The sequence below is a fragment of the Syntrophorhabdus sp. genome (assembly GCA_012719415.1).
Lineage (GTDB): Bacteria > Desulfobacterota > Syntrophorhabdia > Syntrophorhabdales > Syntrophorhabdaceae > Delta-02.
This window is the reverse complement of sequence record JAAYAK010000053.1, coordinates 1-15,823: the sequence shown is the minus strand read 5'-3', so window position 1 is coordinate 15,823 and position 15,823 is coordinate 1. Positions and strand designations below refer to the sequence as shown.

Annotated in this window: 14 protein-coding genes and 1 tRNA gene; 10 read left to right on the top strand and 5 right to left on the bottom strand. The window is 56.9% G+C overall.

The window, feature by feature from the left end; all coding sequences use genetic code 11:
* Positions 1–119 precede the first annotated feature (119 nt).
* From rny to GXX82_03365, 6 genes are all read left to right on the top strand, one after another.
* Entirely contained in the window at positions 120–1,673 is a 1,554-nt protein-coding gene (rny, locus tag GXX82_03390; GenBank protein NLT22070.1) for a ribonuclease Y, read from the top strand.
* The gene (locus tag GXX82_03385) at positions 1,663–2,442 is read left to right on the top strand and encodes a TIGR00282 family metallophosphoesterase (protein ID NLT22069.1); all 780 of its coding nucleotides are present in this window, start codon (positions 1,663–1,665) and stop codon (positions 2,440–2,442) included. The genes rny and GXX82_03385 overlap by 11 nt, the downstream gene beginning before the upstream one ends.
* 54 nt (positions 2,443–2,496) lie before the next feature.
* Positions 2,497–3,702 (top strand): tyrosine--tRNA ligase, encoded by a 1,206-nt coding sequence (locus GXX82_03380; GenBank protein NLT22068.1) that lies wholly within the window; start codon positions 2,497–2,499, stop codon positions 3,700–3,702.
* Between the two features lie 110 nt (positions 3,703–3,812).
* A tRNA-Asn gene (locus tag GXX82_03375) sits at positions 3,813–3,886 on the top strand.
* Positions 3,887–4,113: 227 nt separating this feature from the next.
* Positions 4,114–4,764 carry a DUF2238 domain-containing protein gene (locus tag GXX82_03370; GenBank protein ID NLT22067.1) on the top strand — a complete coding sequence of 217 codons (651 nt, stop codon included), beginning with the start codon at positions 4,114–4,116 and terminating at the stop codon, positions 4,762–4,764.
* Positions 4,765–4,871: 107 nt separating this feature from the next.
* Complete coding sequence (locus GXX82_03365; protein ID NLT22066.1) at positions 4,872–6,434, top strand: aldehyde dehydrogenase family protein; 1,563 nt, start codon at positions 4,872–4,874, stop codon at positions 6,432–6,434.
* A gap of 131 nt (positions 6,435–6,565) precedes the next feature.
* Here GXX82_03365 and ald read toward each other — a convergent pair whose 3' ends face one another.
* The gene (ald, locus tag GXX82_03360; GenBank protein NLT22065.1) at positions 6,566–7,675 is read right to left on the bottom strand and encodes an alanine dehydrogenase; all 1,110 of its coding nucleotides are present in this window, start codon (positions 7,673–7,675) and stop codon (positions 6,566–6,568) included.
* A gap of 49 nt (positions 7,676–7,724) precedes the next feature.
* The gene (locus GXX82_03355; GenBank protein NLT22064.1) at positions 7,725–8,237 is read right to left on the bottom strand and encodes a hypothetical protein; all 513 of its coding nucleotides are present in this window, start codon (positions 8,235–8,237) and stop codon (positions 7,725–7,727) included.
* A gap of 68 nt (positions 8,238–8,305) precedes the next feature.
* On the opposite strand from GXX82_03355, the gene GXX82_03350 reads away from it, so the two are divergent.
* A complete protein-coding gene (locus tag GXX82_03350; GenBank protein ID NLT22063.1) occupies positions 8,306–9,550 on the top strand; it encodes an MFS transporter in 1,245 nt (414 codons plus the stop codon).
* Between the two features lie 84 nt (positions 9,551–9,634).
* Here GXX82_03350 and GXX82_03345 read toward each other — a convergent pair whose 3' ends face one another.
* Both GXX82_03345 and gyrA read right to left on the bottom strand, forming a co-directional pair.
* Positions 9,635–10,630: an NAD(P)-dependent glycerol-3-phosphate dehydrogenase gene (locus GXX82_03345; protein ID NLT22062.1), complete on the bottom strand. Its 996-nt coding sequence runs from the start codon at positions 10,628–10,630 to the stop codon at positions 9,635–9,637.
* On the bottom strand, positions 10,627–13,092 hold the full coding sequence (gene gyrA / locus GXX82_03340; protein NLT22061.1) for a DNA gyrase subunit A: 2,466 nt from the start codon (positions 13,090–13,092) through the stop codon (positions 10,627–10,629). Before gyrA ends, GXX82_03345 begins: the two co-directional genes overlap by 4 nt.
* Positions 13,093–13,238: 146 nt before the next feature.
* On the opposite strand from gyrA, the gene GXX82_03335 reads away from it, so the two are divergent.
* The 3 genes from GXX82_03335 (at position 13,239) to GXX82_03325 (ending at position 15,629) form a co-directional block, all read left to right on the top strand.
* On the top strand, positions 13,239–13,565 hold the full coding sequence (locus tag GXX82_03335) for a hypothetical protein (protein ID NLT22060.1): 327 nt from the start codon (positions 13,239–13,241) through the stop codon (positions 13,563–13,565).
* Positions 13,566–13,634: 69 nt separating this feature from the next.
* A complete protein-coding gene (gene truA / locus GXX82_03330) occupies positions 13,635–14,369 on the top strand; it encodes a tRNA pseudouridine(38-40) synthase TruA (protein ID NLT22059.1) in 735 nt (244 codons plus the stop codon).
* A gap of 108 nt (positions 14,370–14,477) precedes the next feature.
* The gene (locus GXX82_03325) at positions 14,478–15,629 is read left to right on the top strand and encodes a class I SAM-dependent RNA methyltransferase (GenBank protein ID NLT22058.1); all 1,152 of its coding nucleotides are present in this window, start codon (positions 14,478–14,480) and stop codon (positions 15,627–15,629) included.
* Here the strand turns inward: GXX82_03325 and GXX82_03320 are convergent.
* Positions 15,624–15,823, bottom strand: a 200-nt coding sequence (locus tag GXX82_03320; GenBank protein NLT22057.1) for an IS110 family transposase, incomplete at its 5' end; no start/stop codon positions are given. The two genes, GXX82_03325 and GXX82_03320, sit on opposite strands and share 6 nt — an antisense overlap.

Here is a 15,823-nt window from a genome sequence, read left to right as displayed (position 1 = left end):
GCCGTCATGGAGGGGTATTCAATATAAATATTCATTGGTCTGTATCTATATTGTTAATCCTCTTTCTTTCCTTTTGACCGCACCCCCTTAATAATATTGAGATATATTAGGGGGTCCCATTGAATACAATAGTGATAGCCGTTATCGCTTTCGTTGTAGCTCTGTTTATCGGCTTTTTTCTTACCAAGCTTATCCACCAGAAGAAAGTTGGCGAATACGACAAGATCGGAAAGAAGATCCTTGATGACGCGAAGAAAGAGGCCGATGTCGTCATACGGGAGGCTTCCATCCAGGCGAAGGACGTCGTCCTTCAGGCCCGCAACGAGATCGAACAGGAGGTGAAGGCCCGGAAGGTGGAGATGCAGAACACCGAGCGCAGGCTTTCGCAGAAGGAACTCAACATAGACAAGAAGCTCGATACCCTTGAAAGGAAAGAGGAAGAGCTGTCGCGAAAAGACCGCGAGATGTCGAACAAGCACAACCAGCTGGAAGGCAGGATCAGGGAGCAGGAGACCCTCGTGGTACGCGCGAAGGAGCAACTCGAAAAGATATCGGGCATGACCGCCGAAGAGGCAAAGAAAATGCTCGTCACCGCCATGGAGGAAGAGGCCCGCTTCGAATCGATGAAAATGATCAAGAAGATCGAAGAGGAGGCCAGAGAGAAGGCGGACAAGAAGGCGAAGGAGATCATAGCTTTTGCCATCCAGAGGTATGCCGGCGAATACGTCGGTGAGGACACCGTTTCCGTGGTCCCTCTGCCCAACGAGGAGATGAAGGGCAGGATCATAGGCCGTGAAGGCCGGAATATCAGGGCCCTGGAGGCCGCGACGGGCGTGGATATCATCATCGATGACACCCCGGAGGAGGTGATCCTTTCCTGTTTCAATCCCGTGAGGAGAGAGGTGGCGAGGATCGCCATAGCGAAGCTCATAAGCGACGGCAGGATACACCCTGCCCGGATCGAGGAGATCGTCTCCAAGGTTGCCGAGGAGATGGAGGAGAAGATCAAGGAGGCTGGTGAACAGGCGGTGTTCGACCTCGGGATCCACAACGTTCACCCCGAGCTTGTCAAGCTCCTGGGGAGGCTCAAGTTCCGCAGCAGCTACGCCCAGAATATCTACCAGCATTCCCTCGAGGTGGCCTTCATCTGTGGCGCCATCGCCTCGGAGTTGAAGGTGAGCGTCAAGGAGGCGAAGAGGGCGGGGCTCCTTCACGATATCGGGAAGGCCGTCGACCACGAGATCGAGGGTTCCCATGCCACGATAGGCGCCGACCTGGCGAGAAAATACGGGGAGAGCGAGGAGATCATCCATGCCGTTCTGGCCCACCACGAGGACGTTGAGGTCAAAAGCCTCCTCGACGTGATCGTTCAAGCGGCCGACGCCCTCTCGGGGGCAAGGCCCGGCGCGCGCAGGGAGATGTTGGAAACCTACATCAAGCGGCTCCAGGAACTCGAAAAGATAGCCAACACCTTCCAGGGCGTTGAGAAATCCTATGCCATCCAGGCGGGCAGGGAGATACGCATAGTCGTCAACAGCGAGAGGGTGGGTGACGAGAACATCATTATGATGTCCAAGGACATCGCGAAGAAGATCGAGACAGACCTGTCCTATCCGGGCCAGATCAAGGTGGTCGTGATCAGGGAAACACGTTCGATAGAATATGCAAAATGACCAATTTACAGTACTTTTCCTGGGTGATGTGATCGGGAAGCCGGGACGGAAGGCTGTCGGTCGGTACCTCGAGCAGAACCGCGCGGATTTCGTCGTGATAAACGGTGAGAACCTGGCGGGGGGAATAGGGATAACCACCAGGACCGCGGTGGAGATGCTCTCCCTCGGTGTTGACGCAATTACCACGGGAAATCATGTCTGGAAGAAGAAAGAGGTGATCCCCTTCCTCATGGAAGAGAAGAGGGTGGTCCGTCCCCTCAATTATCCCCGGGGAACACCTGGCTTCGGGTATACCGTGGTGAAGAAGAACGACCTCTCGCTATGTGTCGCCAACATAGAAGGGCGTATCTTCATGAATTCCCTCGATTGCCCCTTCCGGGCCATGGAGGAGTTCCTCGAGATGGAAAGACCGGATGCGCCGATCATCGTCGATTTTCACGCGGAGGCGACATCGGAGAAGATAGCCATGGGATGGTACCTCGACGGAAGGGTTACGGCCCTGATGGGCACCCACACGCACGTCCAGACCGCTGACGACAGGGTGTTGCCGAGAGGCACCGGGTACATCACCGACGCGGGCATGACGGGCCCCACCGATTCTGTCATCGGGATGGACAAAAAGGGGGTCCTTGAACGTTTCTACACCCAGATGCCGCAGAAGTTCGAGGTAGGAAAGGACGATGTCGAGGTCCAGGGGGTCCTGCTCACCATCGACAGGAACGGGCACAGGTGCCTTGATATCAAAAGGGTCAAGGAAAAAGTAATCTGACCGGAAGTTCGTCACACAGTTCAGATCTTCTGAAAACACCGTATTGGAGACGTTATGGGGATCGAAGAACAACTGGCAATAATCAAGCGTGGCGCTGTAGACCTGATCAATGAGAAGGAACTCAGGGACAAACTGGCGCGTTCGGAGAAGGAAGGAAAACCGCTCAGGGTCAAGCTTGGCCTGGACCCGACGGCCCCCGACCTTCATCTCGGTCATACGGTGGTTCTCCAGAAGCTGAAGCAATTTCAGGACCTGGGCCACATCGCCATATTCCTTATCGGTGATTTCACGGGGATGATCGGCGACCCGACGGGACGCAGCGAGACGCGGCCTGCTCTGACGAAGGAAGAGATCATGGTCAACGCGGAGACATACAAGAAGCAGGTCTTCAAGATACTCGACCCGGAGAGGACGGAGGTCCGATACAACAGTGAATGGTTCGAACAGATCAACGCCGCAGACATGATCAGGCTCTGCGCCCAGTACACGATGGCACGGATCATGGAGAGGGAGGACTTCAGGAACCGTTACCAGAACAACCTGCCCATCAGCATCCATGAATTCCTTTATCCCCTCGTCCAGGGCTACGATTCCGTCGCTCTCAAGGCGGACATCGAGCTTGGCGGCCATGACCAGATATTCAACCTTTTCGTGGGGAGGGACATACAGAAGGCCTACGGCCAGGAATCGCAGGTCCTCGTCACGGTGCCGCTCCTCGAAGGCACCGACGGCATCAACAAAATGAGCAAGAGCTACGGGAACTACGTGGGCATCGACGAGCCACCCGAGGAGATGTTCGGTAAGCTGATGTCCATTTCCGACGAGCTGATGATAAAGTACTACGAGCTCCTGAGCGATATTCCCCTCGCATCCCTGGAGGCTCTCAAGAAGGGGATCGCGGCAGGCTCGGTCCACCCGAAACAGGCAAAGGTCGATTTCGCGAAGGAGATCATCACCCGCTTCCACGACGCATCCTCCGCTGAGGTCGCCCATGAGAACTTCGAGAAGATGTTCAGGGACAAGGAGATACCCGAGGAAATCGAGACCGTGACGATGAGCCGGTACAATGCCGGTACATGGCTTCCCAAGCTCATGGTGAACATGGGACTCGTGCCTTCAACCTCGGAAGGGAAACGGATGATCAAACAGGGCGCGGTCACAATAAACGGGCAAAAGATGTCTTCGGAAGACCTTCCGGCGGGAAACGAGCTTGTTATCAAGGTTGGGAAGAGGAAGTTCGGGAAACTTGTTCTCCAATGATGGCTGTAATCCTTGACATTAGGGGTAATTTGTAGTTTATTTTACCCTCGATAGCGTTAGATGATTGTGCTGTTATCAATGTTCTTTGACGAGAAGATAGTGAATTCCACTCCCCGGTAGCTCAATCGGCAGTAGCGACTGGCTGTTAACCAGTAGGTTGCAGGTTCGAGTCCTGCCCGGGGAGCTTTTTTCTGCTATTTTCGGAACCTGGGTCAGAGGTCTTTTGCGATGTACATCCTGTATGTTCTATATTCGCCTACGATAAGGAAATTCTGTATCGGTAACACGTCCAACCTGAGAAGCGTCTGATCAGCGATCTGCGGATCGATATCAACCTTTCCGAATCAGAATAGAACCACCCCCATGTTTTTTGTATTCTGTTTCTTGTCCTGATGTATTATTATAACCGACGTGTCCCGATCAAAGAAGTACCACCTGATACTCCTGGCTATCGTCCTTGCCATTTTTGCCTGGTCGGGAATCAACCCCCATGACAGCTGGCTTACATGGGTCCTTGAGACTGCCCCGTTCATGATTGGGTTACCCATCATGGTGTTGACGTACAGGCGTTTCCCGCTGACCGATCTGGCGTACACCATAATAGCGCTCCACGCCATGATACTAATGCTCGGGGGCCACTATTCCTATGCGAAAGTGCCGCTCGGCTTCTGGATGGAGGATTGGTTCGGCTGGACACGGAATAACTACGACAAGATCGGGCATTTCATGCAAGGTTTCGGGCCGGCGATATACGCGCGGGAGATCATAGTGCGCACATCCCCGCTCGGTCGGGGCAAGTGGCTTGCTTGTTTTTCAATTGCCGTGCCTCTCGCCTTTTCGGCGTTGTATGAGATCATAGAGTGGCTGGCATCCCTGTCCGATCCGACGGACACCGAGGCCTTTCTCGGAACGCAGGGCTATGTCTGGGATACGCAGACGGACATGTTCTGGTGCCTTGTAGGCTCCATCGTTGCGCTCATCCTGCTCTCCAGGCTCCATGACCGGCAGTTGTCCCGTGTGGCGCTTTTCCACCCCGGTCGGGGAGGGCGCGAGACTTCGTGACCACGGAGTTTTTTCTTTGATGTTTCCCTGGTTTTCTTCCTATAATAGACAACCCCTGCATCGGAGAGCCTCAAGTCGTGAAGGATAGGTAAAGGGATGACTGCGGCATGAAGAACCTTTTTCCATATGAAAAGGACATTCCGACGGAAATGCTCGAGGGCATACCTGTCGGGGGGATGGACTATCTCGTCGCGGGAAAGGTCGAAGGGTGGAAGGGTCCCTTCAGGGAGGTTTCGTCTCCTGTGCTCCTGCAGGGTGCGGGAGGTTTGTCCCGGAAGTGCATCGGGTCTGTGCCTTCCATGGACGAGGAGGCGTCCCTCGGCATGCTTCGCCAGGCCCGCGAGGCGTATTCCGCCGGGATGGGAGAATGGCCCCGGCTGTCGGCAAGCGCCAGGGCTGAGCGGATGAACGCATTCATTCTCCGGATGGAGGAGAAAAGGGACAGCATCGTTCGTCTCCTTGAGTGGGAGATCGGGAAGACGGTTGGCGACGCTGCGAACGAGTTCGACCGGTCCCTCGCATACGCCCGGGCGTGTCTTGAGATGCTCCCGCCATGCGGCGGGAGGCCGGGAGGGCTCACCGTGGACAACGGTGTTGCCGGCAGACTCGAAAGGGTGCCTCGCGGCGTTGTTCTCATCATGGGCCCCTTCAATTATCCCCTCTTTGAAACGATGACCGCCTTCGCCCCGGCGCTACTGGCGGGCAACACGGTGATCGTCAAGCCGCCCCGACTGGGATGCCTCTTTTTCCAGCATCTTCTCGGACCCGTCGCGGACATCTTTCCGGCCGGGTCCGTGAACATCGTCTATGGCGACGGCAGGAGAACAATACCACCACTTCTGTCGTCGGGGATGGTGGACCTTTTCTACTTCATCGGGACGAGTCCTGTAGCCGGGTATCTCAAGGGGCTTCACCCGAAAGCGCACCGGCTCAAATGTATCCTGGGTCTTGAGGCGAAGAACCCTGCCATCATACTTCCCGATGCCGACGTGGACAGGGCGGCCTCGGAATGCGTAAAAGGGGCCCTCGCCTTTAACGGTCAGCGGTGTGCCGCCTTGAAGATACTCTTCGTGCATCGCAGCATCGCGGGGGACTTCAATGAGTACCTTGGCGATGCGGTCCGGGGTCTGAAGCACGGGATGCCGTGGGAAGATGGGGTTTTCGTCACGCCCCTTGCCGAGCACGACCGGGCGCAGTACCTGTCGGGGCTGGTGGAGGACGCCATGAGCCTTGGTGCCGGGATCGTCAACGAAGGCGGGGGCGAAACAACGGGGACCTTTTTTTCTCCGGCAGTCCTGTACCCCGCTTCGACGCAGATGCGGGTGTGCCGGGAGGAACAGTTCGGTCCCGTCGTACCGGTGGTTCCCTACGACGATATCGACGAGCCTCTCAGATATATTGCGGAATCGCCGTATGGCCAGCAGGCAAGTCTTTTCGGGAAGGACAGGGCAACCTTAGGGAAACTGACGGGATATCTCGTTCACCACGTGTCGCGGGTCAACATCAATTGTCAGTGCCAGCGCAGTCCCGATACGGTCCCCTTCACGGGCAGAAAGGATTCCGCGGAAGGCAGCCTCTCGATCTCCGAAGCCATCGACGCATTCACCGTCCCCACCTTCATAGCCACAAAGAACGACGACGGAAACGTCAACATCATCAAAGACCTCTAGGCCCGTCGCACGCTCTACCTCGAATGCAGAAGGATCGAACAGCCCTCGACGGTAATTGACAACGCAAAGCACTGTCTTTATCTTTTTCCTGAGACCTGAGACCTGAGACCTGAGACCTGAGACCTGTCTTCCTACACCTTGTCCCATTTCTTCCATTTCATCCCGAAGGCCTCCGCCACGGCGGGGTGGGTTATCGCGCCTTTCTTCACGTTGATTCCGGAGGCGATCAGCGGGTCCTTGGACGCCGCCTTTTTCACCCCCAGGGACGCTATGGTCTCGATGTACGGGAGGGTGGCGTTGGTCAGGGCGAAGGTCGATGTCCTCGGGACGGACGCGGGCATGTTCGGGACGGCGTAATGGATGACATCGTAGAGCCTGTAAGTGGGTTCGCTGTGGGATGTGGGGCGTATCGTCTCCACGCAGCCTCCCTGATCGACGGAGACGTCGACAATGACGGAACCGGGCTTCATGAGGGCCACCATCTGCTCGGAGACGAGAATGGGGGCCTTCGCCCCTGGCACGAGGACGGCGCCGATGAGGACGTCTGCGTACTGGATCGCCCGGCGGATAGCGTGGCTCGTGGAATAGATGGTCATGACCTGGCCGTGCATGATGTCTTCCACGTATCTCAGCCGGTGCTGGGAGATGTCGATGGCCGTCACATGGGCACCGAGACCCGCGGCGATCCGGGCGGCGTTGAGACCTACCACACCGCAGCCGATAATGACGACATCCGCCGGGGGCACGCCGGGGACCCCGCTCAAGAGAACACCCCGTCCGCCATGGTCCGATTCCAGGTAACGCATGGCCACCTGGACGGAGATGCGTCCCGCCACCTCGCTCATGGGAATGAGCAGGGGAAGACGACCGAACATGTCTTCCATGGTCTCGTAGGCAATGGCCGTGACCTTTCTTTTCAGGAGCCCTTTCGTCAGTTTCTCCGATGAGGCGAGGTGGAGATAGGTGAAGAGTATCTGCCCTTCCTGAAGAAGAGAAAGCTCGGTGTCCAGGGGCTCCTTCACCTTCACGATCATGTCCGATCTCGCGTAGACCGTTCGTCTCGATTCGACGATCTCAGCCCCCTCCCGGGCGTATTCCTCGTCGGCAAGACCGCTTGCCGCGCCCGCCCCGGCCTCGAAAACTATATGATGACCTGCGGAAACGAGGGCATGAACACCCGCCGGTGTCATGGAAACCCTGTTCTCGCCTTCCTTGATCTCCCTGGGTATACCTATTATCATCGCGATCCTTCCTCCACGCTCGATTGTTCGTCCCGGCGCCGGTCTTTGTCTATGAGGTTTCCGTGAACCGCCATTTGCAGAAGCAGTCTTCCGGGTGCTCATCGGGAGGGGCGAAGAGACACTCCACCTTTATCGAAGGATCCACGGCCCGGGCTATGCTCTCGAACTCCCCGTGGTGCATGTGCTTGCACACAAACTCTCCAAGGCCACGTTTCAGGCGGGCCTCCTGCGTCGGACAGTGGGGAACGGTCACGATGACCTCCCCGTCCCTCTCCTCGAACTTGTACTCGACGAGGATCGTCCACGGAAAGAGCTTGAGTACCTTTGTGAAGCCCTTGAGCCCCTTGTCGGTTATGCCGAAGCGCTGCAGAAGATCGCGGGTACCCATTTCAGGGACGCGGGACCAGACCTTTTCGTTGATGCGTTCGGCATGTTCCTGGCCGAAGGTGTCGCTGACATATATGAACCAGAAGGCGTCCATAAGACGGTAATGCCACAGGAGGAAGGTTAGATAGTCCCTGAGCTCGCCTTCCTTCATGTCGTCAAAAACAGAAAGATCCATCATGTTCCTCCTAAATTTTAGTGAATGACAGCATCGTTTATTGTAAATTAGTTGAATACCAAAAGACAATGAAGACGAGCCTGTTTGACAGAAAAATATTCTCGTGGTGTCTATTTGACTTCGCGAACTCGAGTTACTCGGCGGTCATCGCGGCGGTCATCTTCCCCGTGTACTACACGACGGTGGTGGTCGGGAACGACGCCAGTCTGGGCGACGTGTGGTGGGGAAGGTCCATATCGGTAAGCATGGCCTTCGTCGCCTTGAGTTCTCCTTTCCTGGGGGGCATCTCGGATAACGCGGGGGCAAAAAAGAGGTTCCTCATCGCCTACACGCTTCTGTGCGTGCTCGCGACCGCTTCCCTGGCATTGGTGGAGAAGGGCATGATGATGACCGGATTCGTTCTGATCGTCCTTGCCAATGTGGGTATGGAGGGAGGCATAGTATTCTATAATTCCTTTCTCAATGACATAGCCGACAACGAGCACCAGGGAAGGGTGTCTGCCTGGGGATATGCCACGGGGTATCTCGGGTCGATAATCTCCCTTGCCGTTGGGCTCCTTCTCGTGGAGACGGGCCATATCACGTTTGTCTGGCCCATGGTGGCGGTCTTCTTCGCGGTGTTCTCCCTCCCGGCGTTCATCTTTCTTCCCCCTGACCGGGCAGGGGGCCAGAGGCTGACAAAAGCGGCCCAGGATGGTTTTGCCACGACATGGGGTGTCCTGAAAAGGATGTGGTCGGACAGGGACCAGCGCAGGTTTCTGCTGGCTTACTTTTTGTACGAGGATGGGGTGAACACGGTGATCGTGTTTTCGAGCATCTTTGCCTCCACGACGCTTGGCTTCACGGCGCAACAACTCATCGGACTCTATCTCGTCGTTCAGGTGACGGCCCTCGCCGGGGCGTTCCTCATGGCCCGGCCGATAGACTTCTGGGGGCCGAAGAAGGTCGTCTCGCTGTCCCTCGTGCTCTGGATGTTTGTCACCATAGCCGCCTATTTCGTGTACCACAGATCGCTCTTCTTTGTAGTGGCATCCATGGCCGGCCTTGGCCTCGGCACTGTTCAGGCCGCGACACGCGCTTTTTTTGCCCAGTTCATCCCGCCGGGAGACGAATCCAAGTACTTCGGGGTGTACAGCCTTGTGGGCAAGACGTCGGCCGTCGTCGGCCCTCTCATCTTCGGGACCGTGTCCTCCATGACGAAGAGCCAGCGCCCCGCCGTGGCGGCGATATCGGTGCTCTTCATAACGGGCTGCGTCATTCTCCAAACCGTGCGGGGCGGAAAGGCGAATGTGGAGAAGACAGGTGATGGGTAATGGGTAATAGGTAATGGGTAATAGGCGGGACGGGTCTCTCTTATTTTCCCATAACCCAGCACCTATTACCTATTACCTGTCTTCTCAGTAGTCCTCTTTCTTGAATTCCCTCGTGATGATGTCTTTCAGGGATGCGGTGATGTCCTTGTCCTCGTAGACTATGCGGTAGAGTTCCTCGGTGATGGGCATTACAACGCCGAGCCTGGCGGCGAGGTTGCGGGCCGCGTTGATCGTGTAATAGCCTTCGACGACGGTCTTTTGAGAGGCGATGATCTCCCCCGGGCTCCTTCCTTTGGCGAGTTCCATTCCGAAGATCCTGTTCCTGCTGAGGCTCCCGTATGAGGTGAGGATGAGATCGCCCATGCCGGACAGGCCCATGAAGGTTGTTTCGCGGGCACCCATGGCGAGGCCAAGGCGTTTTATCTCCGCGAGGGCGCGCGTTGTGAACGCGGCCTGGGTGTTCGTGCCGAAGCCGAGACCCTCGATGATCCCCGATCCTATCGCCATGACGTTCTTCAGGGCGCCTCCCAGTTCCACGCCTGTTATGTCGTCCACGCGGTAGACACGGAAGTATTCGCTGTGGATCCGCTCCTGCAGATTGAGGGAGAGATCCATGTTCTTCGACGCAACGACGACAGCGGTGAAGAGGCCGCGGGCCACCTCCAGCGCGAAGGAAGGGCCGGATAGGGCCGCAATCGTTTCACCCGTTGATCCTGTGGCCTCTTCCACCACTTCGTTCATAAGTTTCAGCGTCGAGCGTTCGATGCCTTTTGTGAGGATGAGGATCTTCTTGCTCCGGAGATGTGCGGCAACGGGGATCAGGGTGTCGCGCAGGGCGAAGGAGGGTGTTGCGACAACGACGGTGTCCGCGAAGTCCGCCGCCTCTTGAAGGTCGTTCGTATAGTCAATGGCGCTGCCCAGTTTGAAGCCGGGGAGGAAGGCGGTGTTCTCCCCGCGTTCACGAAAATCGGAAAGAAGCTCCTTCTCGTAGACCCAGAGGAGCACTTTCTTCCCCGTTCGGGCAAGGTGGATGGCAAAGGCCGTTCCCCATGCCCCCGCGCCGATAACGCCTATCCTCATTCGTTGCTGTCCGTTGTGTCGATGCTCTCCTCCATCATGTCCTCGGCGGCCTCCACGATGGCAACGCCGCTTATGACCTCGCCTTCACGCAATCCCATGAGCTTGACACCGAGGCCGCCACGCTTCTGTACCGGTATGTTGCTGGAACGGAACCTGATGGTCCGGCCGGTATCGGTGACAAGGATGACGTCTTGCTTCTCGCTCAGGCGGTTAAGGCTCACGACACTGCCATTCTTTATCCCGCACCGTACGTTGATGATCCCCGAACCGCCGCGTGCCTGCAGGCGGTAGTCGGAGCAGGGCGCGCACTTGCCGTACCCCTTCTGCGTGACCGTAAAGATCGTGCATGACTCGTCGACCTGTTCCACGGAGACGACCTCGTCGGAGGCCTTTTTGAAGCGGATGCCGCGGACGCCATAGGCGGAGCGGCCCATGGGCCGTATCTCCGTTTCGTTGAATCGTATCGCAAGGCCCAGTTTCGTACCGATCATGATCTCACCGTCTCCCGCCGTTTCGAGGACGCTGATGAGGCTGTCGTCGTCGGGCAGGGTGATGGCCTTTATGCCCGTCGACCTGATGTTCCTGAGGAGGTCGAGACTGAGCCTCTTGACGTGGCCTTTCTTCGTGGTGAAGAAAAGAAACCTGTCAGGCGCGTAATCCTTGACGTGGGCGACAGCCGTTATCCGCTCTTCCTTCTCGAGATTGATGAGGTGCACGACGGGCTTTCCCTTCGATGTGAGGGAGGCCTCGGGGATGGTGTGGACCCTTACGGCGTGGACCTTGCCTATATTCGTGAAGAAGAGTATGTTCGAGTGAGTGGAGGCGATGTAGAGGTGGTCGACGAAGTCCTCCTCCCGGACCACGATGCCCGTTCTTCCCTTGCCGCCGCGCATCTGGTTCCTGTAATGGTCGAGGGACGTCCTCTTTATGTACCCCTTGTTGGTGATGGTGACCACGACTTCCTCTTCCTTGATCATATCCTCGAGGGTTATCTCGGGGACGTAGTCGACGATCTCCGTCAGGCGCTTGTCCCCGTACCTGTCACGCATCTCGACAAGTTCCTTTTTTACGATGTCGATGAGGAGCGACTCGTCGGCCAGAACCCGCCTCAATCGGTCGATCTCGTCGGACGTGTTCTTGTGATCGTCGAGTATCTTCGTCCGCTCCAGAGAGGTCAATCGCTGGAGCCGCATCTCGAGGATGTTCGTTGCCTGCTTCTCGGAAAAGGAAAACCGCGCGATGAGGGCCTCACGGGCCGCGGGCGTATTGGCGGAACCCTTGATGATGGCGATCACCTCGTCGATGTGGTCAAGGGCGGTCTTGAGGCCTTCCAGGAGGTGCAGCCTGTCGAGCGCCTTGTTGAGTTCGAACGTCGATCTCTTTGTGACTATCTCCTTGCGGAATTCCACGAACTCGTGGAGCATCTCTTTCAGATTGAGGAGTTTGGGCTCGTTGTTGACTATGGTGAGGAAGATGATGCCGAAGGTCGTCTGGAGCTGGGTGTGCTTGTAAAGCTTGTTGAGTATGGGTTCGGGTATCTCTCCCTTCTTGAGGTCGATGACTATCCGCATTCCCTCCCTGCTCGATTCGTCCTTGATGTTCGATATACCCTCGATCCTCTTCGCGTTGATGAGTTCGACGATGTTTTCGATCAGGCGGGCCTTGTTCACCTGGTAGGGTATCTCGGTGATGACGATGGCCTCTCTGCCGTCCTTCTTTCTCGTTTCGATGTCCGCCCTGGCGCGCAGGACGATATGCCCCCTGCCGGACTGGTATGCCTCTATGATTCCCTGCCTTCCAAAAATGATGCCCTGCGTCGGGAAGTCGGGCCCCGGTAGTATCTCCATAAGCTCGGACAGGGGGATGTCGCTGTTCTCGATGAAGGCGACAAGGGCGTTGATGACCTCCTTCATATTGTGGGGCGGGATGTTCGTCGCCATGCCGACGGCTATGCCCGAGGAGCCGTTGATGAGGAGGTTGGGCAGGCGGGAAGGAAGGACCATGGGCTCCACGAGCGAGTCGTCATAATTGGGTCTGAAGAGGACGGTGTCCTTTTCTATGTCCCTGAGGATCTCCTCCGCGACGCGGGACAGGCGTATCTCCGTGTACCGCATGGCCGCGGGGGCATCGCCGTCAACGGAGCCAAAATTGCCCTGGCCGTCCACAAGGGGATAGCGAAGGGAGAAGTCCTGGACCATTCTGGTGATGGCGTCGTAGACAGCCTGGTCCCCGTGGGGATGGAACTTACCTATGACGTCACCGACGACCCTTGCCGACTTCTTGTACGGTTTGTCGTGAGTGTTGTTGAGTTCGTACATGGCATAGAGTATTCTTCTGTGAACCGGTTTCAATCCGTCCCTGATATCGGGGAGCGCCCGGCCGATGATGGTGCTCATGGCATAGTCGAGATAGGAGCGCTTCATCTCCTCTTCGATGGGGACGGTGACAACAGATGACTGCATTGTGATCCTCCGGGATGCTTCGTAGGTTTTTGCGTTAATGTACCATATTCCGGGAGGGGTGTAAATGAGAGTAGCGGCATGATGCGGACGCTCGACGCACATTTACAGGAAGCAGTTGACAACGGCCGGAGCATCGTGGAAGAATAATGGCAATGAAATACCTTACCCTTATCGTCGCCGCGGTGTGTCTTGCCCTGTTCCTGCCTTCCTGCAGCAGGGAGACGAAGAGCCTCAAGGAGGAACTGAGGGTCATGAAGGAAGAGAACAGCTTCCTGAAGGCCGAGAATATCGCCCTCAAGAAAGAGGTCGAGGAGCTTTACAGGAAGCTCGAAGAAAGAGACAAGGCAAAGGCTGCGCCGGAGACACAGGCGAAACCCGAGGTGTTGAAGAAGGACGCGAAGCCTGGCGGACCGGAGAGAACTGAGAAGCCTGACGCGGAGAAAAGGAAGCCTGAAACCGAAAGACCGCGATGACCCGGGGCTTTCAGGTGTTGTGAACCGCACATTTGCAGGAATTATCCTCAAAAAACAGCGATGGACCCAATGAGGAACATATCCCTTGTCGTGGAATACGACGGGACGAACTATCACGGTTGGCAGTGCCAGCCCAACGGCGTTACCATCGAAGAAACGCTCAAGGGCGCCATTGAGAAGATACTCGACCACCCTGTGAAGATGTTTAGTGCCGGAAGGACCGATGCGGGCGTGCACGCCTTCGGCCAGGTGGTCAATTTCGTCACGGAGAAAGGGATCGATCTTGCCAGCCTCGTGCGCGGCCTCAACAGCATGTTGCCTTACGACATCCGGGTCGGGTCCCCGGTGGAGAGGGACGTGTCGTTTCATGCCAGGTATTCTGCGAAGAGCAAGACCTATGTCTATACCATACAGAATGCGCCGCGCCATTCCCCGTTCTCCATACGGTACTCCTGGCACATACCGTACGAACTCGACAGCGCCATCATGAACAAGGGGGCGCGGTCACTCGTCGGCAAACACGATTTTGCCTCTTTCAAGAAGAAGAAGGAGTTCTATCGAAGCTGTGAAAGAGAGATCCTGATGGCCGGGGTGAAGAGAAGAGGGAGTTTTGTCCATGTAGTCATCGAGGCAACGGGTTTTCTGCGCTACATGGTGAGGAACATAGTGGGCACCCTTGTGCTGCTCGGTGAGGGAAAGATAACCCTCGAGGGATTCAGAGGGATCGTTGAGGCAAAAGACCGCGACCGCGCCGGCCCAACCGCCCCTCCGCAGGGGCTTTTTCTCAGAAGGATAAGGTACTGAAGATGTTTGTGGTTTCACGTTCCAGATTTCAAGGGAGAAAAGCGGGCTTGGGACGGGTGTTTTGAGGGCGGAGGATGTTGATGAGTATGTCTCGGGGTGAGATGGTCCATGAGTGAGTTCAGGCTTGCCGCCACCGCGGCTTTCGGATTGGAATCTGTGGTGGCCCACGAATTGAAGCATCTTGGCCTGGAGAAGTCGGGGACCGATAACGGCCGGATATCGTTTTCAGGCACCGAACGGGACGTGGCACGGGCCAATATCTGGTTGAGGTGCGCCGACAGGGTCCTCGTCGAAATGGGGCGGTTCCCCGCGTCCGATTTCGAAGAGCTCTTTCAGGGTGTCCTCAAGGTGCCCTGGGGGGATATCCTGCCCCGCGACGCGGCCGTTCATGTGACGGGCAGATCGGTCCGGTCGAAACTCTCCAGCGTCCCCGCATGCCAGTCCGTCGTCAAGAAGGCGATCATTGAGGCACTGAAGAGGACCTATCACGGCGGGAGCTTTCCCGAGACAGGACCGCGTTTCGGCGTGGAGGTGTCCCTGAACAGGGACGTCGCGACCATAGACCTGGACTCCACGGGCCCCGGTCTCCACAGGAGGGGATACCGGAGCGCGGCGGGAGAGGCCGCCCTCAAGGAAACGCTTGCCGCGGGCCTGGTGTACCTTAGCCGATGGAAGCCGGGCATTGCCCTTGCCGATCCCTTTTGCGGTTCCGGCACCATAGCCATCGAGGCGGCGATGATGGGCAGGAACATTGCCCCCGGAACGGGACGGCGATTCGCGGCCGAGCAATGGCCGTTCATGCCTTCGCAGGCCTGGGATGATGCGCGTCGGGAGGCCGGGGCCGCGGCAAACAGGGAGAGGCTCCGCATCCTGGCATCCGATATCGATGAAAGCGTCATCGTGAAGGCGCGGCGCAACGCGCGCCATGCCGGCGTCCTCTCCGCTATCACTTTCAGGAAGGGCGATTTCCGGGACCTGCCTATCCCGGCAAAGGATGGCATGGTCATCTGTAACCCGCCTTATGGCGAACGGTCAGGAGACAGGAAGAGCGCCGCCGAACAGGCCGGTGAGATGGGCAGGCTTTTCGGGCAGTTTCCGGCGTGGTCCTTCTTCATCCTGACAGCATTCGAAGGCTTCGAGAAGCATTACGGAAAACGTGCCGACAGAAACCGCAAGCTCTACAACGGCCGGATACAGTGCTATCTGTATGAATACCGTTCCAGCAACTGTGTTGAATGTCAATTGATTTCTTTTTCATGAACGGACCTCTGCCCATGTCGTTTTGTTCTTCATCATGGTATTGAGGATGGTCAGAAGCTTCCTCATGCAGGCGGTGATGGCAAGCTTCTTGACCTTTCCGGCATCGACGAGCCTTTTATAGAAGGCCCTGATGACAGGATTGAACCTGATCGCACTGAGGGTTCCCATATACAACGTGGCCCTGACATGCGACC